This window comes from Prosthecobacter sp. GW821-HT29F12 (genome assembly GCF_058803405.1).
In genome coordinates, this window is record NZ_CM179517.1 from 2,989,421 (window position 1) to 3,012,508 (window position 23,088).

Annotated in this window: 25 protein-coding genes; 13 read left to right on the top strand and 12 right to left on the bottom strand. The window is 59.1% G+C overall.

The window, feature by feature from the left end:
• The first annotated feature begins 15 nt into the window (after nt 1-15).
• Complete coding sequence (locus AC3RLQ_RS12365) at nt 16-1,284, top strand: glutamate-5-semialdehyde dehydrogenase (protein ID WP_493037475.1); 1,269 nt, start codon at nt 16-18, stop codon at nt 1,282-1,284.
• A gap of 210 nt (nt 1,285-1,494) precedes the next feature.
• On the top strand, nt 1,495-2,574 hold the full coding sequence (locus AC3RLQ_RS12370) for a L,D-transpeptidase family protein (RefSeq protein ID WP_493037477.1): 1,080 nt from the start codon (nt 1,495-1,497) through the stop codon (nt 2,572-2,574).
• Nucleotides 2,575-2,583: 9 nt separating this feature from the next.
• Here AC3RLQ_RS12370 and AC3RLQ_RS12375 read toward each other — a convergent pair whose 3' ends face one another.
• Nucleotides 2,584-3,342 carry a DUF3313 family protein gene (locus AC3RLQ_RS12375; protein WP_493037479.1) on the bottom strand — a complete coding sequence of 253 codons (759 nt, stop codon included), beginning with the start codon at nt 3,340-3,342 and terminating at the stop codon, nt 2,584-2,586.
• Nucleotides 3,343-3,485: 143 nt separating this feature from the next.
• Between AC3RLQ_RS12375 and AC3RLQ_RS12380 the strand changes: the two genes are divergently transcribed.
• Complete coding sequence (locus AC3RLQ_RS12380; protein WP_493037481.1) at nt 3,486-4,226, top strand: glycosyltransferase; 741 nt, start codon at nt 3,486-3,488, stop codon at nt 4,224-4,226.
• Between the two features lie 47 nt (nt 4,227-4,273).
• Here AC3RLQ_RS12380 and AC3RLQ_RS12385 read toward each other — a convergent pair whose 3' ends face one another.
• Nucleotides 4,274-5,815, bottom strand: coding sequence for a L,D-transpeptidase family protein (locus AC3RLQ_RS12385; protein ID WP_493037483.1), 1,542 nt, complete (start codon nt 5,813-5,815; stop codon nt 4,274-4,276).
• 73 nt (nt 5,816-5,888) lie between these two features.
• Complete coding sequence (hisC, locus tag AC3RLQ_RS12390; RefSeq protein ID WP_493037485.1) at nt 5,889-6,983, bottom strand: histidinol-phosphate transaminase; 1,095 nt, start codon at nt 6,981-6,983, stop codon at nt 5,889-5,891.
• A gap of 88 nt (nt 6,984-7,071) precedes the next feature.
• On the opposite strand from hisC, the gene AC3RLQ_RS12395 reads away from it, so the two are divergent.
• The 3 genes from AC3RLQ_RS12395 (at nt 7,072) to AC3RLQ_RS12405 (ending at nt 9,609) form a co-directional block, all read left to right on the top strand.
• A complete protein-coding gene (locus AC3RLQ_RS12395; protein WP_493037487.1) occupies nt 7,072-8,328 on the top strand; it encodes an MgtC/SapB family protein in 1,257 nt (418 codons plus the stop codon).
• Between the two features lie 62 nt (nt 8,329-8,390).
• Entirely contained in the window at nt 8,391-9,353 is a 963-nt protein-coding gene (locus AC3RLQ_RS12400) for a DnaJ C-terminal domain-containing protein (protein WP_493037489.1), read from the top strand.
• 1 nt (nt 9,354) lies between these two features.
• Nucleotides 9,355-9,609, top strand: coding sequence for a chaperone modulator CbpM (locus AC3RLQ_RS12405; protein ID WP_493037491.1), 255 nt, complete (start codon nt 9,355-9,357; stop codon nt 9,607-9,609).
• A gap of 4 nt (nt 9,610-9,613) precedes the next feature.
• On the opposite strand, the gene AC3RLQ_RS12410 is transcribed toward AC3RLQ_RS12405, so the two are convergent.
• The 3 genes from AC3RLQ_RS12410 to AC3RLQ_RS12420 all read right to left on the bottom strand — a co-directional run bounded on the left by AC3RLQ_RS12410 (nt 9,614) and on the right by AC3RLQ_RS12420 (nt 11,954).
• On the bottom strand, nt 9,614-10,984 hold the full coding sequence (locus AC3RLQ_RS12410; protein ID WP_461523626.1) for a Gfo/Idh/MocA family protein: 1,371 nt from the start codon (nt 10,982-10,984) through the stop codon (nt 9,614-9,616).
• 163 nt (nt 10,985-11,147) lie between these two features.
• Complete coding sequence (locus tag AC3RLQ_RS12415) at nt 11,148-11,630, bottom strand: hypothetical protein (RefSeq protein ID WP_493037493.1); 483 nt, start codon at nt 11,628-11,630, stop codon at nt 11,148-11,150.
• Nucleotides 11,631-11,633: 3 nt separating this feature from the next.
• Entirely contained in the window at nt 11,634-11,954 is a 321-nt protein-coding gene (locus AC3RLQ_RS12420) for a hypothetical protein (RefSeq protein ID WP_461523628.1), read from the bottom strand.
• Nucleotides 11,955-12,105: 151 nt separating this feature from the next.
• On the opposite strand from AC3RLQ_RS12420, the gene AC3RLQ_RS12425 reads away from it, so the two are divergent.
• A complete protein-coding gene (locus AC3RLQ_RS12425; protein WP_422322084.1) occupies nt 12,106-12,474 on the top strand; it encodes a HesB/IscA family protein in 369 nt (122 codons plus the stop codon).
• A 5-nt stretch (nt 12,475-12,479) separates the two neighbouring features.
• Nucleotides 12,480-13,040 (top strand): hypothetical protein, encoded by a 561-nt coding sequence (locus AC3RLQ_RS12430; RefSeq protein WP_493037496.1) that lies wholly within the window; start codon nt 12,480-12,482, stop codon nt 13,038-13,040.
• 3 nt (nt 13,041-13,043) lie between these two features.
• Here AC3RLQ_RS12430 and AC3RLQ_RS12435 read toward each other — a convergent pair whose 3' ends face one another.
• Together AC3RLQ_RS12435 and AC3RLQ_RS12440 are read right to left on the bottom strand one after the other, a co-directional pair.
• Nucleotides 13,044-13,250, bottom strand: coding sequence for a hypothetical protein (locus AC3RLQ_RS12435; RefSeq protein ID WP_493037498.1), 207 nt, complete (start codon nt 13,248-13,250; stop codon nt 13,044-13,046).
• 17 nt (nt 13,251-13,267) lie between these two features.
• The gene (locus AC3RLQ_RS12440) at nt 13,268-14,233 is read right to left on the bottom strand and encodes a hypothetical protein (RefSeq protein WP_493037500.1); all 966 of its coding nucleotides are present in this window, start codon (nt 14,231-14,233) and stop codon (nt 13,268-13,270) included.
• Between the two features lie 178 nt (nt 14,234-14,411).
• Here AC3RLQ_RS12440 and AC3RLQ_RS12445 point away from each other — a divergent pair, with 178 nt between their 5' ends.
• On the top strand, nt 14,412-14,933 hold the full coding sequence (locus tag AC3RLQ_RS12445; protein ID WP_493037502.1) for a pentapeptide repeat-containing protein: 522 nt from the start codon (nt 14,412-14,414) through the stop codon (nt 14,931-14,933).
• A 117-nt stretch (nt 14,934-15,050) separates the two neighbouring features.
• Entirely contained in the window at nt 15,051-15,260 is a 210-nt protein-coding gene (locus tag AC3RLQ_RS12450; RefSeq protein ID WP_493037504.1) for a transposase, read from the top strand.
• A 13-nt stretch (nt 15,261-15,273) separates the two neighbouring features.
• On the opposite strand, the gene AC3RLQ_RS12455 is transcribed toward AC3RLQ_RS12450, so the two are convergent.
• The 4 genes from AC3RLQ_RS12455 to AC3RLQ_RS12470 all read right to left on the bottom strand — a co-directional run bounded on the left by AC3RLQ_RS12455 (nt 15,274) and on the right by AC3RLQ_RS12470 (nt 19,700).
• Nucleotides 15,274-17,331 (bottom strand): prolyl oligopeptidase family serine peptidase, encoded by a 2,058-nt coding sequence (locus AC3RLQ_RS12455; protein WP_493037506.1) that lies wholly within the window; start codon nt 17,329-17,331, stop codon nt 15,274-15,276.
• 71 nt (nt 17,332-17,402) lie between these two features.
• On the bottom strand, nt 17,403-17,807 hold the full coding sequence (locus tag AC3RLQ_RS12460; protein WP_493037508.1) for a type II secretion system protein: 405 nt from the start codon (nt 17,805-17,807) through the stop codon (nt 17,403-17,405).
• Nucleotides 17,808-17,992: 185 nt separating this feature from the next.
• Nucleotides 17,993-18,826, bottom strand: a complete 834-nt coding sequence (locus AC3RLQ_RS12465; protein ID WP_493037510.1) for a class I SAM-dependent methyltransferase — start codon at nt 18,824-18,826, stop codon at nt 17,993-17,995.
• Between the two features lie 52 nt (nt 18,827-18,878).
• Nucleotides 18,879-19,700: a hypothetical protein gene (locus AC3RLQ_RS12470; protein ID WP_493037512.1), complete on the bottom strand. Its 822-nt coding sequence runs from the start codon at nt 19,698-19,700 to the stop codon at nt 18,879-18,881.
• Nucleotides 19,701-19,899: 199 nt separating this feature from the next.
• Between AC3RLQ_RS12470 and AC3RLQ_RS12475 the strand changes: the two genes are divergently transcribed.
• The 3 genes from AC3RLQ_RS12475 to AC3RLQ_RS12485 all read left to right on the top strand — a co-directional run bounded on the left by AC3RLQ_RS12475 (nt 19,900) and on the right by AC3RLQ_RS12485 (nt 23,035).
• A complete protein-coding gene (locus AC3RLQ_RS12475) occupies nt 19,900-21,009 on the top strand; it encodes a glycosyltransferase family 61 protein (protein WP_493037514.1) in 1,110 nt (369 codons plus the stop codon).
• Between the two features lie 51 nt (nt 21,010-21,060).
• Nucleotides 21,061-22,053, top strand: coding sequence for a putative lipopolysaccharide heptosyltransferase III (gene rfaQ, locus AC3RLQ_RS12480; protein WP_493037516.1), 993 nt, complete (start codon nt 21,061-21,063; stop codon nt 22,051-22,053).
• A 211-nt stretch (nt 22,054-22,264) separates the two neighbouring features.
• Nucleotides 22,265-23,035: a hypothetical protein gene (locus tag AC3RLQ_RS12485; protein ID WP_493037518.1), complete on the top strand. Its 771-nt coding sequence runs from the start codon at nt 22,265-22,267 to the stop codon at nt 23,033-23,035.
• The last annotated feature ends 53 nt before the right edge of the window (nt 23,036-23,088 follow it).

Genomic DNA, 23,088 nt, shown 5'->3' on the forward strand with positions numbered 1-23,088 from the left:
CCCCTACTTTTTTCAATGACCGATTCCGAAATCAAGTCCGCCATCCTCGACATGGGCCGCCGTGCCCGTGCCGCCTCCTATGCTCTGGTCAAACTGACCTCCGAGCAGAAGAACGCCATCCTCGTGGCCATGGCCGACGAGATCATGGCCCGTCAGGATGCCATCCTCGCCGCCAATGCACTCGACCTCGCCCGGGCGGAGCAAAACGGACTGAGCAAGGCCATGATCGACCGCCTCACACTCGATCCCAAGCGCCTCAAAGCTGTGGCCGATGCCGTGCGTGAAGTCGCCCTGCTGCCCGATCCCGTGGGCGAAAAGCTCACCGACTGGACCCGCCCCAACGGACTGCACATTCGCAAAGTCCGCGTCCCCATCGGCGTCATCGGCATCATCTTTGAGTCACGCCCGAACGTCACCACGGACGCCGCCTCCCTTTGCTTTAAAACCGGCAACGCCACCATCTTGCGCGGTGGCAGCGAGGCCATCGACAGCAACCGCGCTCTCGCCGCCGCCTTGCAGGCCGGGGGAGAACGCGCCGGACTCCCGCCCGACAGCATCCAGCTCATCCCCTTCACCGATCGCGCCAGCGTCGAGCACATGGCGCAGATGGATCAATACCTCGACCTCATCATCCCACGCGGCGGCAAAGGCCTGATCGAAAAAGTCGTGGCCACAGCGCGCATGCCCGTCATCAAGCACTACGACGGCGTGTGCCACGTGTATGTCCATGTGGATGCGGATCTCGACATGGCCGCGAACATCATCGTCAACAGCAAGTGTCAGAAGCCCGGCGTGTGCAATGCCCTCGAAACCATCCTGGTGCATGAGGATCTCGCCGCCACCTTTTATCCGCTCATAGGACAGCGTCTCTATGAGGCAGGGGTAGAAATCCATGCGGATGCCACGGCACTGCTGCACCTCGGCGTGGAGGCCCATCCTGCCAAGGAGGAAGACTGGAGCACCGAGTACCTCGACCTTATCCTTGCCGTCAAAACCGTCAGCGGATTGGATGAAGCCATCGCGCACATCAACCGCTACGGTTCTCACCACACCGACAGCATCATCACCAAAGACCGCGCCGCTGCCGAACGCTTCCAGCATGAGGTGGACAGCGCCGTCGTCCTGCACAATGCCAGCACACGGTTCAACGATGGTGGCGAATTTGGCTTCGGTGCCGAGATCGGCATCTCCACGGACAAGCTGCATGCGCGAGGGCCGATGGGCTTGGCAGAGCTGTGCAGCTATAAATATCTCGTGGATGGCAGCGGACAGGTGCGCGGGTAAATCCGGCAGACACCAAGCCGGCTCAGCAGAGCCAAACCACCGGAAACAGTAGTCATGGATAGTGACTGCCCCGTCCTTGGCATGGCATCTTTCTTGCGCGCATTTGCCAAGTGAAGCGCATCTTCACTTGCGGTCTCGTGCGTAACCATACTCTTTGCAGTCTAAGCCCCCGAAAGGCCGCCGCAGTTGCGACAGGCTTTTCAAGTCCCTATGAACCCTCTGTTTTCTCGTTTTCTTCCCTTGGTCTTCCTGGCCTGCGCCTCCGCATCGGCGGTGATCCCTAATCTGCTGCCCAAGGCACCTGAACCCATTGATGACATCCTGCGGCTGCAGATCTTTCTGGACACCCAGCTCTTCGGACCCGGAAAGCTGGATGGCCGCCCCGGTGAGTTCACCACGAAGGCGCTGAAGCGCTACCAGCGTTCTCATGGCCTGCCTGAGAGCGAGGTCGAAACCAACACGTTGGACGTGTCCAGCGTGCCGGAGATTTATACCACCTACACCATCCGGGAGGAAGATCTCAAGTTTGTGGGCGAGGTGCCCCGCCAGCCGTCCGCGCAGAGCAAGAAGAAGTACCTGCCCTACGACTCCCTGCTGGAGTTTCTGACCGAGCGCTTTCACAGTGCTCCGGAGTTGCTGGAGTTCATCAACAAGCCCCTAAAGATGAGCGCGCTCAAACCAGGCGATGTGGTCAAAGTCCCTGCGGTGCAGCCCTTCCTCATCGAAGAGCTCACGGAAATTCCCAAGCTGCCTGAGGTGCCGGAATTTCTCACTCGCGTCATCAAGATCGACACCCGGGAAAAGGTGCTTGATGTGTGGGATGGTGAAAAGTTGCTGGCCAGCCTGCCCATTACCCCTGGCAGCGGCCATCTGGCCACGCCGCCCGGCACCTGGCGCATCCTGGGCATCACACAGATGCCCACCTTTCGCTGGGACAAAAGCGTGCTCGAGTACGGTGTGCGTAGCGGCAACTTTTACGAACTGCCCATCGGCCCAAACAACCCTGTGGGAGTCATGTGGATCGGTTTGAACCGCCCTGGCATCGGCATTCACGGCACGAACTCGCCGCAGAATATCGGCCGCACTTCCAGCCATGGGTGCATGCGCACGGCGAACTGGGACGTGGTGCGGCTGGTGAAACAGATCACTCAGGGCATGACCGTGATCATTGAAGGTCCGGCTCCTGAGCCGCGGCCGGTCGTGATCGCCAAGGCGCAGCCTGTGGCCCCTGCTCCGCCACCACCCGAGCCCAAGCGAGGCTTCTTCTCCAGGCTGTTTGGCAGAAAATAGAGGTGGCTGTCAATTGGGCCGCAGTGTGATGGAGCCCGAATCCTTCACCTTCCATCCCCGCGGAGAACGTGTCATCTGCTCAAATTGCGTGGCCCAGTAGCGGATGGTGTTAACGGCATGACCGTAAGGCTGGTAATCCCGCAGGTTGATGAAAGTCAGCTTGTCGCTCTCATTGTCCGCGAACTGGAAGAAGGCCCGGCCTGACACGGAGTCCACCACTTTGCCCTCGATGGCCATGTTGCCTTTGGTGAAATAGGCCGCCAGGCCGATCACAGGCGTGATCACAAACTTCAACACGGTGACCACCGCGTTCCCCTTCGGGCTGGTGGGATTGAGTTCTGTGATCGCCAGCTGCAGTGTCAGCGTATCCTTGCCGGGCTGGTTCACGAGTCGATAGAGCGGCGTCGGCGAGCGACGAAAGGCGGCCACAAACTCCTCACGCAGCCGCACTGCCACATCCATCTCCTGGCGCTGCACCCCGCCCCAGGCGACCTCGCCGGAAGAAAACGCCCGGTTCAACGGACGCAAATAATGCAGCGTCACTGGAGCGATGTAGAGCTTTCGCTTCGCCTTTCCCTGCGCGAGCAGCTGCGGATCAGGCGTGGTCCAGATTTTCTGAAACCCCAGCTGGGCACGCGCATCCTGCGCCAGCCATGGCTGCTCAAAAAACGGCGACAGACCTACAGGCTGCGCTTTGAGCATGCGATTCGTCGAACTGCAGGCAGGCAGCACCAGCAGCAGCGCGAAAATGAATTGCAGGAAACGCATGGTGGATGTGTCCACGATAAAGCCACAGAACCCAACTGCTCCGCAATACCAGACCATCGCAGCCGTACAAAAGATGCGCAGCCTCCACGAATTTAGCTTTTATCCCCCACGCTTTCTGCCGAACATCGGTCATCAGTCCTTTCATGCCACCAGCCACCGTTCATCTCGTGATTCCCTGCTATCAGGAAAGCGGGCGCATCGGACCGTTCCTCACGGAATTGTGCGCGGTGACTCATGCGCTGGGTGGTGTGAGCATTCAGGTGGTGGAAGACGGCTCAGATGCGGCGGAGACCGAACGGATGAGGGAGATCATCACTCCCCTCTGCCACCAGAACGAGCACCTGCTCCCTCCGATGTTTCTGCCGAAAAATTTGGGCAAAGGCGGTGCCGTGTATGCCGGCTGGGACCAGGCACCGCCGGTGGACTGGCTCGCTTTTGTGGATGCAGACGGCTCCTGCTCGGCCACTGAAGTCGCCAATCTCATCCGCCGTGTCCGCCTGCAACCAGCCCCCCTGACAGCGGTGTTTGCCTCCCGCTGGGATCAAACCAGCTCCAAGGTGCAGCGGCAGTGGAAGCGCCGGCTCATGGGCCGTATCTTTGGAACTCTCGTGGCCACGTTGCTGCGCGTCCCCATTCACGACAGTCAGTGCGGGCTCAAATTCGTGCCGCGCGCAGCCTATCTGCGCATCGCCCCAACATTGCGCATTCATGGCTTTGCTTTTGACGTCGAACTGCTCGCCGCCCTGCATGACAGCGGCTGCGAGTTTGAGGAGGCATCCATCGCCTGGCACGAAACCCCCGGCGGTCACGTGCATTTGATCCGCGATTCGTTCCGCATGGCGCGGGATGTTCTCGCCATCCGCAAACGCCGCGCGAAGCGCTGATCCATAGCGCAAGCGTCACGCTTGCGCTGTGCGGATGCCCCGCCTCTTTACTCCCACTTCAATTCGGTGCCCGCTGGCAGCAGCCGCACAGCGCGGGCGATGTCCCAGTTCGTCATGCGGAAGCCGCCGATGCTTTCCTGCTTCGTCATCGTACCGGGGATGCTGGTGCCATGCAGACCGTAAGGCAGAGGTTTGGGATCGCTGCCCTTGGCCAGATTGATCCAGACAATGCCCACCGGATTGTTAGGACCGGCAGACAGCCGGTAGGGCACCGTCATGGGGGCAGCAGGATCGCCCGTGCTGGAGAGACGGGGGCGCGCAACGACATCCAGAATCTTCCATGTCTTGCGACCACGCAATCCCGGGCGCGCCGCTGAGACCGGCATGCTGGCAATGACGACATCTCCGCGACGAATGATCAGGCGGCTCACGCCCAGCATGCTGGCGGAGATGGGAGCTGCGGGATCAGCCGCAGGCTGAAGCGGCTCGGCCAGCGCATTTTCGATTTCGAATGGAATCACATTCGGCACCAGAAACACCGCACCGGGAACATTGGGATTTTTGATACCGGGATTGATATGCCGCAGGAATGACTCGGCCGCATGAAAGCGCTCGGCCACACATTCCCAGCCAGAGCGGTAGGCCATGAAAGGCTCATGCGTCAGTTCTTCAAAAGTGGGTGGCGGCTCCACGGCCTTGACCTTCGACTTGCCTGTGGCAGCGCTGCCAGGATGAGGTAAAATCCAGCGCATGTCCGCTGCCGTGAGTACATACTCGACGTAGGGGCCGCCGATGGCTTTCATAGCGGCGGAGGGCTGGCCTTCAGGAGTGTGAAGCTCTCCGGGATGGGCTTTTTCAAATGCCTTGTACGCCGCGTCATAAACCGGCCCCGCCGTGCCATCAATCGGACCGATGGTGAATCCCTGCCGGTCTAGAAAAGCTTGGATGAGCACCAAAGATGCAGCCCCCCAGGCCGCAGGTGGCAGCGCGCGATGGGGTTTGGTGGCGATCAATACCGGCGCCTCCTCCTTGACGGGGTTTGGGGCTTTTTTGGGCTTCTCCTTGGCCGGGGCCTTCGCCGCAGCTTTTTCGGCGGCGACTGCTGCGTCGACCATGACCTTGATGTCACTCTCCCCTGGGACTTTCACCACCTGCCCGATGACAATCCGGTCGTTCTTCAGTTGATTGAAAATCCTGAGCTGGTCCACCGTCACGCCATTGGCATGCGCGATCTTGGTGAGAGAGTCCCCCTTTGCCACCACGTGTTCGATCATCGTCGCGGGCGGACCTTTGGGAGCGACCTTGGTCGCAGGCGTCGTTTTGGCCCCCGTTTCAGAGGCGGTTTGTCCACCGGGTTTTGCCCCAGGAGCTTCCACCAGCACGTCAACAGGCAGGCCCCAAGCAGCCTCATCAGAAGGCTCCACCTGCCAGGGCCACTTCACCGCCAGATCCAACCCGGGCTCAATGGTGGGAATCGCAGGCTTCACCGTTTCAACCTGGGCCATGATCGTGCCGGGCAGACAGCCTGCCAGCACGGGCAGAACACAAAGCACCCACGTGAACTTCGATGGCAAAAGTTTCAGCATCATGCGGCATTCAATCCGCATTTGCTGCATTCACAAGTCACTGTTCACACTGGTGCGGCGAAAACCTCCGCGAATCCTACTTCCCAAGCACCTGCTTCAGAACCTCGATGCAGCGCTCGTTCTGCGGCATGGTGCCAATGCTGATGCGCACCCATTCGGGGAGCTTGTAGGCGGCCATGGCCCGGACGATGACGCCCTTGTCCATCATGGCTTTGAAGACGGCATTGCCATCACCGACTTTGACGAGGACGAAGTTAGCGTAGCTCGGGATGTATTCGAGACCCATGTCGCCAAACTGCTGCTGCAGGTAGGCGCGGCCTTCATCGGTGATGGCCTTGGTCTTGTTCTGATGCTCTTCGTCGAGCAAGCCGGCCAGTGCGCCGGCCTGGGCGATGGAGTTCAGATTGAAGGGCTGCCGCGTGCGCTGGAGCACGTCTATGAGCTCCTTGTTGGCGATGCCGTAGCCGACACGCGTACCTGCAAGGCCCTGGATCTTCGAGAACGTGCGCAGCACGACGACGTTGCGGCCTTCGCGGACGTATTTGAGCGTGTCTGGCGGATTGTCGAGGAACTCATAGTAGGCCTCATCGAACACGACGACGACATGCGCGGGAACTTTGGCCATGAAGCGGTCAATCTGCTCCTGGGTGACGAGCGTGCCCGTGGGATTGTTCGGATTCGCGATGAAGACTTCCTTCGTGTTCGGCGTGATGGCTGCCGCCATCGCATCGAGGTCATGCACGTAGCCGGGATCTGGCACTTCGATGGTGTCAGCCCCGAACACCTTGGCCATGAGCTTGTAGACCAGGAACGCGTGCTCGGCGGTGATGATGTTGTCGCCGGGCTTGAGGAAGGCGTGGCCGATGAATTCGATGACTTCATTGGAGCCGCAGCCCATGATGATGTTGCCCATTTCCAGGCCGAATTTTTCCGCCAGCGCATTGCGCAGCTTCCACGAAGCGCCGTCCGGGTAGATGTTGACCTCTTTGACGGCCTCCTGCATCGCCACTATGGCCTTGGGCGAAGGCCCGAGAGGATTCTCGTTGGAGGCGAGCTTGATGATGTCCTCCGGCTTCAAGCCGCGTTCACGGGCCACATCTTCGATGGGTTTGCCGGGTTCGTAAGCGACGAGGTCTTTGAGCTGTGGGTTGGCGTAGTTCCAGATGGACATGGTTGGTGGCTTGGAGTCCTTTTCTTGGACTGGGATGGCGACGATGGCAAGTCCGTGTAAAGTCTCCCTGAGACTTCGTTTAACTGCCATGCCCACCCCGCTGCCTGAAACCACGGAACTGCTGCAATCCCTCGGCACCGCCATCGGACTGGGGTTGCTGGTCGGTTTGCAGCGCGAATGGGTGCAGAATCGCGTCGCGGGAATCCGCACCTTTGCCCTGTTGACGCTCTTCGGCGCTCTGACCGGTCTGCTGGGGAATGCCTATGGCAGCTGGGTGATTGCCGCAGGATTCATCACATTTGCCTGCATTGTCGTGCTTGGCAGCTGGCTGCGGCAGGCAAAACGCCCGCCGGTTTCCGGCCTCGCCACGGAAATGGCGATGCTCGTGATGTTTGCAGTGGGCATCATCACCATGCTCGGAGAGCGGCTTCTGGCCGTGATGATCGCGGGTGGTGTCATGGCGCTGCTCCAAAGTAAAAAGGGTCTGCATGCCATGGTGCGGCATTTCGGTGAGGAGGAACTGCGCGCCATCGTGCGCCTCGTGCTCCTGGGCCTCGTCATTCTGCCCGCGCTCCCCAACCGCGAGATGGGCTACCTCGGCGTGCTCAATCCCTTCGCCATATGGCTCATCGTGGTGCTCATCGTGGGCATCAGCCTCGCGGCCTACATGGCTGAAAAATTTCTGGGCGGCTCCAAAGGTGCCGCTCTGGCAGGCATCCTCGGCGGGCTGGTGTCCAGCACCGCCACGACAGCCAGCAGCGCACGTCGCAGCAAAATTTCCTCCGCAGGCAGCATGTCGCTTGCTGCCATGGCCTTGATCGCCTCCGCCGTGGCGTTTGTACGTCTGCTGGCAGAGGTGATAATCGTCGCCTCTGACCATATTCGCGAGCTGCTGCCGCCACTCGTAGCCATGATGTTTTGGGTGGGGCTGATCGCCGCCGTGGCGCATCGGCTGGCAGAAAATGCCGACTCGGAACCGGTGGATGAGCACCCGCCATCCGAACTGAAAAATGCAGTCGCCCTCGGGCTGCTCTATGCACTGGTGCTGGTCATCGTGGCCTATACCCGCCAGCACAACAGTTCCGCAGGCTTGTACGTGGCGGCTTTTCTTTCCGGCCTGCCGGACATGTCGGCCATCACGCTTTCCACCTCACGGCTGGTCAACACGGGGCACCTTGAGACCTCCATCGCCTGGCGCATGATTCTCGTCGGTGGTATGGCCAATCTGTGTTTCAAAATGTTTTTTGTGATCGCCCTGGGTTCCCGAGCTTACATCAAACCTGCCCTGCTCGGCCTGCTGATGTCAGTCGCCGGTGGCGCGGCCATCCTGGCCTTCTGGCGCTGACTGCAAAGAATGCAGTACGATTCACAACGACATGTCACTGCGCGACGTAAATACTCCATATCATGCCCGCCGAATTTAAAGACTACTACGCCACCCTTGGGGTCGCACGCGATGCCAGCGCGGACGAGATCAAGAAGGCCTTCCGCAAACTGGCCCGCCTCTACCATCCCGACACTGCCAAGGACAAGAAGACCGCCGAAGCCAAGTTCAAGGAGATCAACGAGGCCAACGAGGTGCTCAGCGATCCGGAGAAGCGCAGGAAGTATGACACCCTGGGAGCCAACTGGCAGGACGAAGGTCATTTCCAGCAGCCCCCGCAGGGAGCAGGTGGCCATGAGCAGGAGTTCCATTTTGGCGGCACCGGCTTCAGCGACTTCTTCGAGCAATACTTCAGTGGCGGCAGCCGCTATGGATTCCCGCAGGGCTTTGAAGAAGAAATCCCCACCGGGGCCGCGAAGAAAGGCCGCGCGCGGCGTGGCCATGACATCGAGGGCGACATCCTTGTCACTTTGGAAGAAGCCATGCACGGCACCCAGCGGCCGATTTCACTGCAAACCGTGAACCGCCAGACCGGTGCGGTGCAGACGCACAGCTTCGAAGTACGCATCCCGCCCGGTGCCACTGATGGCCGCCGCATCCGAGTGCCCGGCCAGGGCGAACCCGGCCAAAATGGCGGTCAGGCCGGAGACCTCTACCTGCGCGTGCGCCATGCCGCCCATCCCGAATTCACCACCGAAGAGGCCGATGTGCATCACGATCTCGACCTCGCCCCATGGGAGGCTGTGCTGGGCGCGGAGGTGATCGTGCCGACACTCGACGGCTCCATCAAGCTGCGCGTCCCCGCAGGCAGCGAAAACGGCCAGAGCCTGCGCGTGCGCGGCCGCGGCCTGCCCAAAGGCAAGTCCGCCGAGCGCGGCGATTTCTTCGTCAAACTCCAGATCGTGCTGCCGACCAAGCTCAGCGATGCCGAACGCACGCTGTGGGAACAACTGCGCAGCGCCTCCACCTTCAACCCACGCGCCTGACATGAGCGACACCACACCTCAAACCTACTCGCTGGAAATCCTCGCCGAGACGACCGGTGTCTCCACGCAGACGATCGTACAGTATCAGGAACATGGCATCATCCATCCGGACTTCGATGACGAGACCATACGCACGCTGCGCCGCATCGAGGCGCTGCGCGAAGCCTGCGAGATGAATCTCAGCGGCCTCAAAATGCTCACGCAGTTGCTCGATGAAGTCGAGCAACTGCGCCAGGAACTTCGCACCAGACGCTGAGAGCTTAAGTGAACTGCGTCACCCCGGGCACCGGCATCGGCGTGGGCTCAAATTTGTCGCCAAACTGAAGATTGTCAGGCGCGAGGTCCTGCTTGGAGGACAGCATCGCCAGCGCCACACGCGCGGATTTTTTATCCTTCCCTCCGCCCTGATCCGCAGGTGCAGCCTCTTCCTTCCAAAGAATCTTCTGCCCTGTGTAGGCGGCTTCACGGCCCATGATGGCAATCAGCGTGCTGCTCATCATGCGGTCACCATCATTGATGACCTCGCCTTTGCGGATGGCATTGAAGAGCGCCTGATGCTCCAGATCGTACATGTTCTTTTCCTCACCGCGCCAGCGCCAGCGCTTTTCGCCGTCGATGAATGGCGCGGAACCTTTGCCGATGACCAGCTTGCCTTTGGTGCCCTGGATGTTGTCGATGACTTCGTTGTGGCAGCCGTTGATCTGACGATTGGTGATGTGGCAAAGAATGCCGCCATCCCATTCGAAGGCGCAGTGGAAGTGGTCAAAGATGTTGCCGCCTTCCGCCTGACGCTGGCGCCCGCCAGTGGCGATGACGCTGACAGGAGGAGTGTCCTTCATGGCCCAGCAGATCTTGTCGAGGCTGTGCACCGCCTGCTCCACGAGACTGTCACCGCTGAGCCAGGAGAAGTTGTACCAGTTGCGCACCTGCCACTCCACATCCCCCATCCCGGCAGGACGACCTGCCGCAGGCGGCATGACTTTGACCGGACCAGCATAATAAGTCGCCAGAATGCTGGTGATGTCGCCGATCTGACCTTCATGCAGGCGCTTGTAGCATTCGATGCGGCTGGTGGAGTAGCGCCAGCAGAAACCGGCCACGAGGTTGAGCTTCTTCTGCTTCGCCTTTTCGACCGCCGCTTGGGCCACGCGATAACCAGCAGCATCCACCGCCATCGGCTTCTCGCAGAAGATGTGCTTCCCTGCCTCCACCGCCGCCGTGAGGTGCAGAGGGCGGAACCCGGGCGGAGTGGCAAGCAGCACCACATCCACGCCGCAGTCGATGAGCTTTTGATACGCATCCAGACCCGTAAATTTCTTGTCCGGCTTCACGTCAACGCGATCTGGAAAACTCGCGGAGAGATTCTTGATGCTGTTCTCGATCTGCGTGTCGAACGCGTCGGCCATGGCGACGATCTTCGAATTGTAATCCGCGCCCAGCGCCTGCGCCGCCGCCCCGGTGCCACGGCCACCGCACCCGATGAGGCCGATCTTCAATGTCTCATTTGAGTCCGCCTTCTGCTGCGCGAGCAAACTTCCCGCAGAAGTGAAAACTGCCGGAGCGAGGATTGCACCACCGCTGGCATTGAGAAAACGACGACGTGAGAAGGCAGAAACGGCTGGGTCAGACATAGGTACGGAGAATGGTTGCAAACAGAGCTGAGATTTCGGCACGGGAAAGACAAACCTTTCAGCGAAAGGCCAGATTGCCCACCCCATCAGCACGCCATTAGGAAGCCCCTAATGGCTGCAATGAGCCCTGTGCAGACATCGCCCGCCGGGTGCGACTAAGGCCTCAGGAATACCGTGGGATGATCTTCGTCAGGCCGGTTGACTGCGGCGGATGCCCATCGCTGTCGAGGTTGCTCAGCGGCTGTGTTTCGACCCGGCTGATTTCGTCGTCTGGCGAAGGCTGGAGCAGCGCATCCACCAAGAGCTGCGTGTCTTCCAGAAAGGTCAGTCCGGCGCGGCGCAAAAAGTCCACCTCCGAGGCGTGCGTGTGCAACGTGATCAGCAGGCATTCCCCCTGAAACAAGGCCAGCACAAAGACTCCCTCATAGCCAAACCAAAACGTTTTCACGTCACGGTCACCGCCACTGCCAAAGTGCGCGCGTGCATCATGCAGGGCCTGAAGGAGACGCTCGGCGCGAAACTCCTCAAAGGGCAGCAGGTTGATCAGAATTTGCCGCCGCCAGCACAGCAGCAGTCCATTCACCGAGCCAGCATGCTTCAGACGTTCGAGGGCGGACCGTAGGGAGGGTGTGATAGATGCAGCCATGGTTTATGCCTCCAAGGAATTGGCACGGGTGAGGAGTTCAAACATCGGCACGCGTTCGCCGATGTGTGCGCCTGCACCGGGATCTTTGGCATCAGTACCGGCGTCGAAATAAGCAAAGTTCAGGGTGAAATCATCTTCCTGCAGCGTCCCCATCCAGGGGGCACCGAGTTCCAGGCACTCGCCCACTTTGAGTCCAAAGTGCCGCAGCCCTTGGAAATCAGCGGCGTAGTTATTCACGGCTTCCTGACCGCTGTCACTGGAGACGAGCCCATCTTTCAGGGTGAAGAGTTGCAGGGGGAGAGGGGTTGCCTCGAGTGCGCTCATGGGGATATTGAAGTTCTCCCTCTTACGTCTCAAAAATCGGCTGATGAGGCAAGCATAATCCACGGATGAGGAAAAATAGAAGTCCCCTGCATGCTTGACACTTCGCCCCTTTGCTTTCTTTCGTTCATCTCTGCGCTATCTGTCCCTCCCCATGACCGCCGTCGCCCCCAGTTTCAAAATTGGCAATGAAAAGCTCATCAAGGTGCTGCCAAACGCCGCCAACCGTCTTCTTGGCCTGCTCAAAAAGCAGGGCCGCGCGGAAAACGGCGCCCTGCGCGTGGCCGTTGTCGGAGGCGGCTGCTCCGGCCTGCAGTACAAGATGGATCTGGTCGATGGCCCGGCCAATCGAGACATCATGGTCACCTCCAGCGACGTGCGTGTCGTCATCGATCCCAAGAGCGCGCTCTTCGTCTCCGGTTCCGAACTCGATTACAGCGACGACATCCAAAGCGGTGGGTTCAAGGTGAAGAACCCGAACGCCGTCGTCACCTGCTCCTGTGGCGAAAGCTTCTCCGCCTGAGACCGATGTCGAACGCCTTTGCCCTCCTCGGCCTGCCACGCATTGCCGCACTCGATGCCGAGGCGCTGCAGCAAGCCTGGCTGTCTGCCAGCCGCGGAGCACACCCCGATCAACCGGGTGGTGATGCCTCCCACGCCGCTGAGATCAACAACGCCTACGAAACACTTCAGGCGCCCGAGAAACGCATCAAGCATTTGCTGGATTTGCATGCCGTGCCCTGGCGTGCCATTCCCATCGACGAAGCCATGATGTCGCTCTTTGGCCAGCTGGGCCCGGCACTGCAGAGCGTCGCTGCTTTTCTCAAGCGCAAACAGACCGCCACCTCCGCACTCGCCAAGGCCCTGCTGGCACCGGATGAAATGCGGCTGCGTGAGCAGCTCGAGGCCCTCGGCACCACACTCGATGCGGAGCGCACCGCCCTACTGGCAGACCTACCCGCCTTTGACTCCCGTCTCAGCGCAGGCGACACCAACGCCCTCGCCGACCTGCAAATCCTCCAGGCCCGTCTGGCTTATTTCGGCAAATGGCAGGCCCAGGTTCGGGAAGCTTTGCTGAGTTTGATGTGAGCCCTATTTGCCTTCCGCCGGCACGGGCGCAGCCATGCCCTCGCGCACCCGGCGCAGGCACTCGTCCGGACTGGCATCCATGGGCAGTGTGAGCGGCCTAGACTGAACGCACAAGTGGCGCACAACCCCTTCGCGGCGAACGTTGGTCACCTCAATGTTGTGGGCGGCAAAGAAGCGCACCACATCCTGATTGCTGGCGTAACGACTCATGGCTGCAAAGTGGCAGATTAAAAGTCACCACCACCGCCGAAGTCGCCGCCACCCGAGTCACCACCACCGTCGAAGCCGTCGCCGGAGTCATCGCCAAAACTGCCGCCGGAACTGGTGTAGTCGGTATCGGTGCCGGAGAAGCCGCCGTCACTGTGAGAGGTGTCTGTTGGATCAGCCCCGAAGGAAGAAGCCGAACTGTGGGAACCAAAGAATTGATCATACATCCACATTCCTGCAGCAGCGCCGAACATGCTGCCCATCATGTTTTGGAAGAAGCCGCCACCGCCACCATAACCAGGCTGGCCCATGCCGCCGCCGACACCACCGCCGCCTCCGGACATGGAGCGGAACAGCCCGCGAATGAGGCTGAAGCCCACCCAGATCAGCAGCACGATGCCGATCGTGGGAAGCCAGGATGATCCCCCCTCCTTCTGAAAGGAGCGCGCTTTGGAACTGACAGGGCCAGCAGCGCCGTTGCGATGCGCGCTCATGGTCGTGGAAATGAAATTCACCGCATCAATCAGCGCGTCATCATTCTTTTTATTCCGCAGCTGTTCGAGCATGCGCTGAATCAGCGTGACCCGATCCGTCAGTGTGAAAGCCTGACGCTGAGTGTCTGTGCCAACGACCACCTGCAGATGCGCGGGCTGTTTGACGAGCAGGATGAAGACACCGTTCACTTTCTTGGTGCGGGCCAGCTGTTCCGCCCACTGGGAAAAGCCACGGTTGGTGGCGGCCTTGTCCGGATGAATCACCGTGGCCTTCATGTCCTCAGGCACTGTGGCGAAGGTCTGCACGGCGATGTCCTTGTGCAGCCGTGCGGAGACGTCGTTGATCGTGCCGGTGGCGTTCACCTTGGCGAACTCGGAAAAGAAGGCTCCGTCATCTTGAATTCCGCCAGCAGCAGCGCGTGCACCAGCGGTGCCGAGCAGAAGCGTGGCAGCGAGAGCAGGAAGGAAGAAATGGCGTGCGAGTGTTTTCATGGTGGGAGAAAAATACGAGGTGAGCATGATGCAAGGATACGTGCGGCGCACCTGCGAAACGCGCCTGTTTTTGTAGTCGCTTCCCAAGGCGGCCCAAGTGTGACAAAAGCGTAAACAGCGCACAAACACATTACAATGCGCCCCTTTACCGGCTTTGGCACTGGGTGAAAATTGCTGCATGGAAAAGACAACATGTCTGGAAGTTCTGAAACAAGGGACCTACGCTTGGAACAGCTTTCTCCTGGATGAAGGCCTCCAATCCGCCTGCTTGAGCGAGGCGAACCTCGGCGGCGCAGATCTGCGCCGTGTGAATCTGGCCCAGGCAGATCTGCACCTGGCGAATCTCAACGGAGCTGACCTCAGCTTGGCGAACCTGCGGGGCGCGGACCTCAGTCTGGCCGATCTCAGAGGTGCTAATCTGAACGGCGCCGATCTCAGTCTGGCCAATCTTGAAGGAGCGGACCTGCGCGGAGCCAAATGCACCGGCGTGCAGCTTTTAGGTGCAGACCTGCGCCGGGTGAACTTCCATGACACCGACCTGCGAAGAGCGAATTTTGCCAACGCAAACCTATGCGGAGCGGACCTCAGCGGCACACGTCTGATTCGGGCAAACCTGCTGGGTGCCGACCTCTACGGCGCAGATCTCACCGGCGTGGAGATGCTGGAAGGCAGACCCGCAGCGTTGTGCGTGGCAGCCTAGCAAGCATGCACAAATTGCGTCTGCTTTGCGCGATTTGGGGACTGCGAGGACAGGTGTGATGGGCTCGGATTTGCTAAATGGAAGGGCGGCTCAGCCACCCGCACACACGACAACACTATGCCACGCCCATCACGTTACTCCCCTGCTGAAAAGGCAGCCATCGTCGCCGCCGCACGTTCCCGGATCCGCCTGGGAGAAAGCTGCAAAGACATCGCCCAGCGGTTGGGCGTGAATCAGCCCTCTCTCAGCGGATGGCTGCGTGAATCAACACTCGACATGTTGTACCCACCGCTGCCCCCCTGCATGCCGCGCAATCGTTCGGCATGAGGGTGCGCAGGTGCTATTTCTTCTTCACCTGCCAGTGATCATCAAAGAAGTCCGCAGCCACGACCTTGCCGGCAGACTCGGCACTCGGCGGCTGCGTGATGTCCAGGATGGCCCAGTCGGGGAGCTTGGGGTTTTGCAGCGAGTTGGTCTTGTCATGCGCCTCACGGAAAGTGAGGCCGGAGTTGATCACCACTTCAAAGCCCGGAGATTTCAGACAGGGATAAACCATGAGAGGGACATGGGTCTTCGCGTCGAACGACTGCCCGCCCATGTCCACTTTCTTTGCGTCCCATTGCACCGGCAGCGATTTGGCAAGCTGCCTGAGGCAGGAATTGGATTCTGGCGTGCCCCAGAGGATTAGGCTCTGCGTTTTGCCTGCTTCATAGATGTCTCCCACATCCGAGGCCTTCACCACACGGGCTTCGCCGCGCATGAGACCCTTCCAGCGCTTGATGAAATGCGCCGCCTCTGAGTTCACCCATTCATCCACCGCAGGAGAAGATGATTTTCCGTCTGGCAGCACCACCAGAAAGCGCTTCATGAAGCTCGAATCCATCGGCCCCGGATGTGCGCCAGGCTTGCCTCCGGCCGGAGTGTCGTGCTGAAACGGTTCTGCATTGCCAAAGTCACGCCAGACTCCGTTCTCCTTGATCAGCCGGCAGAACGCTCCCGCCACTTTCGGACCAGGACTCATGAAGGTCTCAAATTTGGGCGACTCTGGCCCCACAGTGAGTTTCAGCGTAGTGCCATCAATGTTCACTTGGAGGGATCCCCCGCCCTTCCGTGCCTGCGGCGGTGGATAGAACACAAGGCGGGTCACATTCTGCGTCTTCATCTCGATCGTCTGCCCATCGATGACCTTGGCATCCAGCCGAGCTTCCTTCCAGCTCTCCTCCATGCCGTGCAGGTTGAGCCACTTCACGCGGCCATAAAACGGTGTCTTGGTCTGAATGTGGATTTCGTCAGGAAACAAGTTTCGTCCCTTGGCGACCTCTTTCTCGATCCATGCCTGCACCTCCTTGATCGTTTCAGGATGGTACTTGTGCGGCATGCCAGGGCCGATGAGATGCGGTGGGTGCAGGTCCTGCTTGGCCAGCACCTCCATCATGTACTCCGCCGAATCGCGCTGAGCATCCACCTCGCCGCTGTAGCTGATCAGCGGCACATTGAAAAAATTCCGCGCATAGTCCGGCACGTCGTACACACCCCAGAGCGTCTGCTCATACCAGACCGGATACTTGTCGGGCGTGAGTTTTTGATAGCGCTTCACATCCGCAAAGCCCGCGCCCGTATGAACGCAGGCCCACTGGTCCGGGTAATGCGCGCCCATGTGCCAGGCCCCTGCGCCGCCCATGCTGAAGCCCGCCAGCGCCACGCGGTTCGTGTCCACGTTGAAGCGCTTGATGGCGTCATCACGGCATTCAAACACATCCGTTTCACCCGCGCTCTTCCAGCCGTTGCAGTAACGTCCGAAGGGATGAATCACAATCGTGCCCGCCGGCTGAAACTGCCCCGGCTTCTTCGCCATCAGCTTCGAATACACAAACGGCAGATCCGTGGAGGTGTCACCGCGGCCATGCAGCCAGATCCACATGGGCACCGGTTTTTTACCCGCGCCAAACTCCAGGCCTTCCGGCACTTCCACGCCATAAGGCTGTGGTGAATCATCGATCTTGGAATAGTAGCCCAGCACCTTCTGCCCGCTACCAATCATCCATGGCGTTTCATTTTTTCCGAGTGCTGCAATGCGCTTCTTGGCTTCGTCGAGCAGCGCCATCGCCTTTTTCACTCCGTCCTCCGGCTTTTTGTCATACCACTCGTCGAACTCCAGTGCGTAGCTCACCGCCTTGAGAAAGATATCCGCATCAGCTGCACGCGGGTGCTTCTTCACCGTTTGGAAGGCCTTCATCACCGCCGCCAGCTCTTTGGCAATGCCCGCCTCCTGCTCTGCTGAAAGCGCCGCAGTGGGTTTGGGCGGCAGACTGCCTTTGAATGAGGCCGTGGCACCATTGGGACTGAGCTGCGCGTGAGCAGCCACCACCCACAGGGAGAGAAAAAGAAAACATTTCATGGAGAAGCTTAAACGCCGCCCTGCGCGGTTTTTAACCGTGAGTTGCGGTCTGTTTGATTTCCCCGCTCGACTCAATGACCAGCGGGGCTCTGCCCACCAGATGCATCAAAGAACAGTTCACCACTGGGTCTGATACCAATGTAGAGATAAGTCCCTGGCACGGTGTCAGGAGCAACGGAAGACTGAAACATCATGGTGGCCAGTGAACCACTGGCTGGTTTTCGCCCCTCGATGACAGCGGCCACCTGGGTTGCCACATCTCCTTCAGGCCAGACCACACCAGCCGCCACACCTGTGGTATAGGCCAGCATGATGTTTTGAGCATTGCGCTTGTCTTTCACCTTGTCCGCCTCTCCTGCAAGAAACCCCAGATTCGGCACGATGATCGTTGCAATCAAACCGATGATAAGAATCACAACCAAGAGTTCAATGAGACTGAACCCTGATGGGCGGAGATCCACTTGTTTGATTTTCATGGAGTTGAGGAATGAGACTGGTTGAAGGATCTGGCACCTCTGTCATTTCCACCGGTAAAGCTTCCCTCATTCCCATGCCCCTCTATTGCGTACTTATTTAAATGCGCTTAAGCCGCGCTGATAGTCGCGCATGCACTGGCTTCAATAAGGCCAGATGATCAGGACAAACTACACGCTCCTTTTCCTCAAGCTGCTTTGCGCCAACTGGCAAACACTCCGCTCGGCACCGCAGGAACTCCCTCGGCGCCCTTGAGCAAAATTTCACCGCTCTCCACGGCACCGCCGAAAACGTTGAATTCCTGCCGCATGAGATTCTGCAATGTCGTGGGCGATACCGCCCCCTGACGGCAGCAAAGCAGGACGCCAATCGGCTTGTCGGACAGCAAACCGCTGACCGTGCTGAGCAAGGCGCCGAGATCACGCTCGAGCTCAAAGCTGCCACGCTTGGCATCCTTGGGAGTGTGCGGATCAATCACGATCAAATCGTAGCGGGTCGTTTGTGTGCGCTCACGCTGCGCGAATTTCACCGGATCGTCCACCACCCAGCGGATGTCCCGATTGGCCAGCGTGTTGAGCGCAGCGTGCTCACGCGCGCGTTTGATCGCATCTGCCGAAACATCCACATGGGCCACTGCCGCACCGGCCTGCGCAGCTGCGAGCGTGAAACCACCGGCCCCGCCAAACAGATGCAGCACACGCGCCGGACGGCGTTGCTGCTCAGCAAAAGCGGAGCACTGCGCGCCAGCCTTCGCCCAAAGTTCCTGCAATTCAGGAGCCAGGCTGCGCACGCCGCCCAGAGGAGAAAGCAAAAAGCGCAACGTTCCGATGCGCAGTTTCAGCGGCTCCTTCAACTCACGCTTCAGTTCCACGGCCTTGCGCCATTCCGCTCCAGGAAGTTTGCGCCGCCACCAAGCTGGCTGGCAGGCGCGGGAGGACACCAGCGCCCCGAGCTTTTCAAGCACACGCCCGCCGCCGCTGTCGAGGAGTTCAAATGATGAGTTGTCTGTTTCGACTTCCATGATGATGCGGTCTCTATCTCTTAATAGCTTGCTGCCAACGTCCTGTGTCAAATCAGGACACGCCCTGCAAAGGAAGCACTTCAAGCCCCTTCCCTTCCAACGCTGCACGGACTTCTTTGACCGACTGCGATTTCATCCTGCGCTTGTAGCAGCTTCTGAAAAACTTGGACAGGAAATCATTTCCCTGCGGCGGAAACGGCCGCCGCTTCAGGTTCGCCTTGATGCCCTGCTCCCGCAGATAGGCAATGCCCTGCGGTTTCCAGAACTGCCCTCGGACACCCTCCACATAGGACACCACTTTGGGGGTCTCGGTTTTCAAGTAATACAAACCCGCCTCGCCTTCGCGGTTGAGCTTGCGCAGGCGGCTTTCAGCAGCCCAGATCGAGCAGGCAGGCTCCAACACCTGGTTGAGGAAGGTCTTCTTCCACAGTGACAGATTGAGGCCCGCACGGAGATTGCCCCCTTCGATCAAGCGCAGCCAGCTGTTCTCGACTGGCGCGCCCAGATCACCGAACTGGTCCACCGCCAGATACTTGCCACCCACTTGGTCGAGCTGCTCAATGCACGCGGTCATTGCAGCGCTGTCGATGTCGCGATCCACCAGAAAGTCATCCAGCCAGACGAAGAGGTTTTCCTCCGGGATGCTTTTCAGCGCATTGATGAGATTGTCAGACCAGCTCTTGTCCTCGCCCACCGGGATGCTGATCACCCGCGGATCTTTGTAGTGGCGGTGATTGGTGATGAGATAAACCGGAAAGGGGGGATTCCCCCAATGCTTGAAGAAAAAATGGAAAAAGAGGGGCCACAAATCTGAGTAGGCATCACAAGACGAGATGACAGTGGCAGCATTCTGCGTGTTGGGGATCGATGACATGAAGACGGGCATTCAATTGAATACGTCGAGGCACAATCCGCAAACTGTTAATTGGTTGCACGGGGGGGATTGTCTGCTTTGTAGTAAAGAAGGAAACGCCCATCTCACGCATCGACTTCAGCCGCATCCATTCACCTTTCAACCCTGTGAAAAAAGGGGGAATGGGAGCCACCTCCCATGATGCTCCTCCATCCATGCCATGAAATCCTTCCGTCGCCGCATACATGATCTCTATGCGAATCTACGGTCTGCAGTTCATCTCTATCCCAAGATCGAATCTGCTCCGGCGAATTCCAAGGACGTCACGGTGATTCCGCTGATCGAAGCAGGCTCGGAGGAAATCTCCTGCGAGCTGGAGGCGCGGTTGAACAACCAGACGGCGATGTCCACGCTAATTCGCTGGCCCACCGTCAATCTGTACCGCGTCCAAAACGCCACCATCGTTGGCGATCAGGCCAATGTTTTCACGTCAGACGGCAGGTGGCTGCGCGTTTGCCCCAGCCTCGATTATCTTCCGCTGAAAAAGGTGCGGCAGCCCATTTACCTCGGTGCCAACCGGCTGAGCATGCCGCTGTTCCATCTCTCCGGCCGGGACCACGAAAACCATGGGCACTTCCTGTTTCAGCACATGCCCCGGTGGCTGGCCGCACAGAAAAAGATGCAGGAGCTGAATCCGGATTTTAAGATCCTCGTCGCCAAGGGGCATCTGAAGTGGCAGTCCCGCTACCTGACAAGAACTGGCGGTGCCCCGGATCAGATGATCGAATGCGGAGACGGCACCACACGGTGCAACGATCTCTACTACATCCCCCAGCTACGCGGGAAGCACGACTGCCTCTCCCGCCCGCAGGACTACCGGGCCATGAACGAGTACTTCCACCGTCCCCAAGCCAAAACCGGCCCCGCGCTGTTCCTGTCCCGCAAAGACGCGCCCAACCGCTACCTGCTCAATGAAGACGAAGCGGTCGCCGAGGTCGAAAGGGTGTTTGGCTCATGCCGCTCCATCCAGCTTTCCAAAACCCCGTTGGACGAGCAGATCGCCCTGATTTCAGCAGCACCGGTGGTCGTCGGTCCGCTGGGACAGGCGCTGGCCACGGCGCTGTTTGCGAGAAACTCGGTCTATATCAATCTGGATGGCGGCCACGGGCCCGATTCATGGGGAGATGCCTTCCGTGACGTCGCCAACATCTGCGGCAACCAGGGCCTCTCGCTGTACTCAAAAACCCCACGCACTGCGGACGGCTCCTTTCTCTTTCCAAGGGAGGATCTCCATGCGAGGCTTGAGAATGTGAAGAGGCTCGTTCAGTAGTGGTTTCAAGCCGCCGCTCCCTGCAACGAGCCTCATCATCCCCCTTTCCCCATGCGCCTTCTCCTCGTCAAACTCCGCCACATCGGAGACTCCCTGCTGCTGACCCCCACAGTCAAGGCGGTGAAAGAAGCCTTCCCTGAGGCACTGATCGACGTCGTGGTGCGCGCAGGCACGGAAAGCATTCTCAAAGGCTGCCCGGACATCCACAAGATCTACACCACTGTCTCGCCTGAGAAGAGCAAACGCTCCGCCCTGAGCTTTCTGCACGCGCTGCGTCTGCAGGCCGCCATCCGTCGTGAACGCTATGACGTGGCCATTGAGCTGGGCAACAATGACCGTGGACGCACCGTCGTCGCATTGAGCGGCGCCAAAAAGCGCTGCGCCAACGCCTTCGTTTACAAGATCGGCTGGCCCTGGAAAAAGCTTTTGACTCACCTGGGGCAGAGCGACTGGTCATTCATCCACCGGGTGGAGGCTGATTTCTTGAACGCCAAAGACTTCATCGATCTCCCGCAGCAGGAGCCCGGGCCGCTGATCTTTGAAAAAAGCCGCACCAGTCCGCCGCCCATTGAGCTTTCTCCGGAAAAGCCTCTGGTCATTTTTCATCCAGGCACACGCTGGCAGCGCAAGCGCTGGACGGACGCTCATTGGGCCAGTCTGGGGAAATTCTTGATCGCGCAAAATCATCAGATCGTCATCAGTGTGGGGCCGGACCCGGAGGAGATCGCCCTCGGCGAGCGCCTGACCCAGGCCATCGGAGCGGGATGCACGAGCACCGCAGGAAAAATCCGCTGGCATCATCTGGCCTGGCTGATGTACCAGGCCCGGCTGTTTGTCGGAGTCGATACCGCAGCGATGCATCTCTCCGCCGCCACGGGCTGCCCCACGGTGGCCCTGTTTGGTCCGGACTCCGCCGTCTGCAATTGGCACCCTTGGAAAACCCGGCATCAAATCGTTCACTTCAAATCGGACGAAATTTCCGCGCTTCAGGAGGTGAAAACCGCCGCAGCGAATTTCCTCTCCCTGCCCCCCTCAGCCCTCTAAAATATCGTCCTTCCGACATTTAAGAGACAAGCCTGCTCAGGCTTGAAGATTGCCACCTCTAATACCCGCTCTGAAAGGTTGACAAACCCTTCATCCAGCAACTATTGCCCCTTCTATGGGACGCACGGATTTACTATTATCGGCGATGAATTTTAAGAGATTAAGCGGGTTTTTGATCAACCCGCCGAAGCTCGCCAAATTCGTCAAGACCATGATTTATGACGTCCGGTACAAGGATTTCACCGACGAAGAAATTCAGGCCATTCATCAAGACACGCTGACAAATTTTGCGGGTGTTCTCGACCTCATCTCCCAGAAAGCTCCCACTCCCGCGTGCCATCTTGACTATTCCGCCCGGGAAGCCACGGAGCCTGTCGATGTGGCTGAGCTGGGAGCCCTCCTGGGCAAGCATGGCAGCGACAAAACGACCAAACACAATTACCATCGAATTTATGGACGCATTTTGTCCAAGATCCGCTCAAGCCCTGAGACCCGGCTGCTCGAGATCGGGCTGGGAACCAACAACATCGATGTTCTATCCAACATGGGCGAAAAGGGCAAGCCCGGAGCCTCCCTGAGAGCTTTCAGGGATTTCATGCCCAATGCGCGCATTTATGGTGCCGACATCGACAAGCGGATCCTCTTTACCGAAGATCGAATCAAAACGTTTTATGTCGATCAAACCAAGTGGTCGACTTTCCAAGATCTGGAAAAAAGCCTGTCACCTGAGAAATTCGACGTCGTGATTGATGACGGGTTCCACATGGCCCACGCCAACCTTCTCACCCTCAAATTCGGCTTGGGAATGATCAAGCCGGACGGCGTGGTCATCATTGAGGACATTGCTTTCCGGGACGTCTACATGTGGGAGCTGCTCAGCTCCTATTTGGAGCAAAACGGCTACAAATCCTACATCGCGAAGACCCTGAACTCCGCCTACGTCGTCATCATCTGCCGCAATACCTGCCAGCTGGATTTGTAGTCCTGAAGAGCGGCCTTCTCCGCCACAAAGCAACGGACCTGAATCTCCTTTCA

Excerpts from the sequence above, each read along its gene's own strand:
- AC3RLQ_RS12485 (WP_493037518.1), top strand. The coding sequence starts at position 22,265 with ATGATTTATGACGTCCGGTACAAGGATTTCACCGACGAAGAAATTCAG.
- AC3RLQ_RS12455 (WP_493037506.1), bottom strand. The coding sequence starts at position 17,331 with ATGAAATGTTTTCTTTTTCTCTCCCTGTGGGTGGTGGCTGCTCACGCG.
- AC3RLQ_RS12440 (WP_493037500.1), bottom strand. The coding sequence starts at position 14,233 with ATGAAAACACTCGCACGCCATTTCTTCCTTCCTGCTCTCGCTGCCACG.
- AC3RLQ_RS12395 (WP_493037487.1), top strand. The coding sequence starts at position 7,072 with ATGCCCACCCCGCTGCCTGAAACCACGGAACTGCTGCAATCCCTCGGC.
- hisC (WP_493037485.1), bottom strand. The coding sequence starts at position 6,983 with ATGTCCATCTGGAACTACGCCAACCCACAGCTCAAAGACCTCGTCGCT.
- AC3RLQ_RS12465 (WP_493037510.1), bottom strand. The coding sequence starts at position 18,826 with ATGGAAGTCGAAACAGACAACTCATCATTTGAACTCCTCGACAGCGGC.
- AC3RLQ_RS12400 (WP_493037489.1), top strand. The coding sequence starts at position 8,391 with ATGCCCGCCGAATTTAAAGACTACTACGCCACCCTTGGGGTCGCACGC.
- AC3RLQ_RS12375 (WP_493037479.1), bottom strand. The coding sequence starts at position 3,342 with ATGCGTTTCCTGCAATTCATTTTCGCGCTGCTGCTGGTGCTGCCTGCC.
- AC3RLQ_RS12460 (WP_493037508.1), bottom strand. The coding sequence starts at position 17,807 with ATGAAAATCAAACAAGTGGATCTCCGCCCATCAGGGTTCAGTCTCATT.
- AC3RLQ_RS12450 (WP_493037504.1), top strand. The coding sequence starts at position 15,051 with ATGCCACGCCCATCACGTTACTCCCCTGCTGAAAAGGCAGCCATCGTC.
- AC3RLQ_RS12380 (WP_493037481.1), top strand. The coding sequence starts at position 3,486 with ATGCCACCAGCCACCGTTCATCTCGTGATTCCCTGCTATCAGGAAAGC.
- AC3RLQ_RS12425 (WP_422322084.1), top strand. The coding sequence starts at position 12,106 with ATGACCGCCGTCGCCCCCAGTTTCAAAATTGGCAATGAAAAGCTCATC.
- AC3RLQ_RS12410 (WP_461523626.1), bottom strand. The coding sequence starts at position 10,984 with ATGTCTGACCCAGCCGTTTCTGCCTTCTCACGTCGTCGTTTTCTCAAT.
- AC3RLQ_RS12415 (WP_493037493.1), bottom strand. The coding sequence starts at position 11,630 with ATGGCTGCATCTATCACACCCTCCCTACGGTCCGCCCTCGAACGTCTG.
- AC3RLQ_RS12405 (WP_493037491.1), top strand. The coding sequence starts at position 9,355 with ATGAGCGACACCACACCTCAAACCTACTCGCTGGAAATCCTCGCCGAG.
- AC3RLQ_RS12420 (WP_461523628.1), bottom strand. The coding sequence starts at position 11,954 with ATGAGCGCACTCGAGGCAACCCCTCTCCCCCTGCAACTCTTCACCCTG.
- AC3RLQ_RS12430 (WP_493037496.1), top strand. The coding sequence starts at position 12,480 with ATGTCGAACGCCTTTGCCCTCCTCGGCCTGCCACGCATTGCCGCACTC.
- AC3RLQ_RS12370 (WP_493037477.1), top strand. The coding sequence starts at position 1,495 with ATGAACCCTCTGTTTTCTCGTTTTCTTCCCTTGGTCTTCCTGGCCTGC.
- AC3RLQ_RS12475 (WP_493037514.1), top strand. The coding sequence starts at position 19,900 with ATGAAATCCTTCCGTCGCCGCATACATGATCTCTATGCGAATCTACGG.
- AC3RLQ_RS12470 (WP_493037512.1), bottom strand. The coding sequence starts at position 19,700 with ATGTCATCGATCCCCAACACGCAGAATGCTGCCACTGTCATCTCGTCT.
- AC3RLQ_RS12365 (WP_493037475.1), top strand. The coding sequence starts at position 16 with ATGACCGATTCCGAAATCAAGTCCGCCATCCTCGACATGGGCCGCCGT.
- rfaQ (WP_493037516.1), top strand. The coding sequence starts at position 21,061 with ATGCGCCTTCTCCTCGTCAAACTCCGCCACATCGGAGACTCCCTGCTG.
- AC3RLQ_RS12435 (WP_493037498.1), bottom strand. The coding sequence starts at position 13,250 with ATGAGTCGTTACGCCAGCAATCAGGATGTGGTGCGCTTCTTTGCCGCC.
- AC3RLQ_RS12385 (WP_493037483.1), bottom strand. The coding sequence starts at position 5,815 with ATGATGCTGAAACTTTTGCCATCGAAGTTCACGTGGGTGCTTTGTGTT.
- AC3RLQ_RS12445 (WP_493037502.1), top strand. The coding sequence starts at position 14,412 with ATGGAAAAGACAACATGTCTGGAAGTTCTGAAACAAGGGACCTACGCT.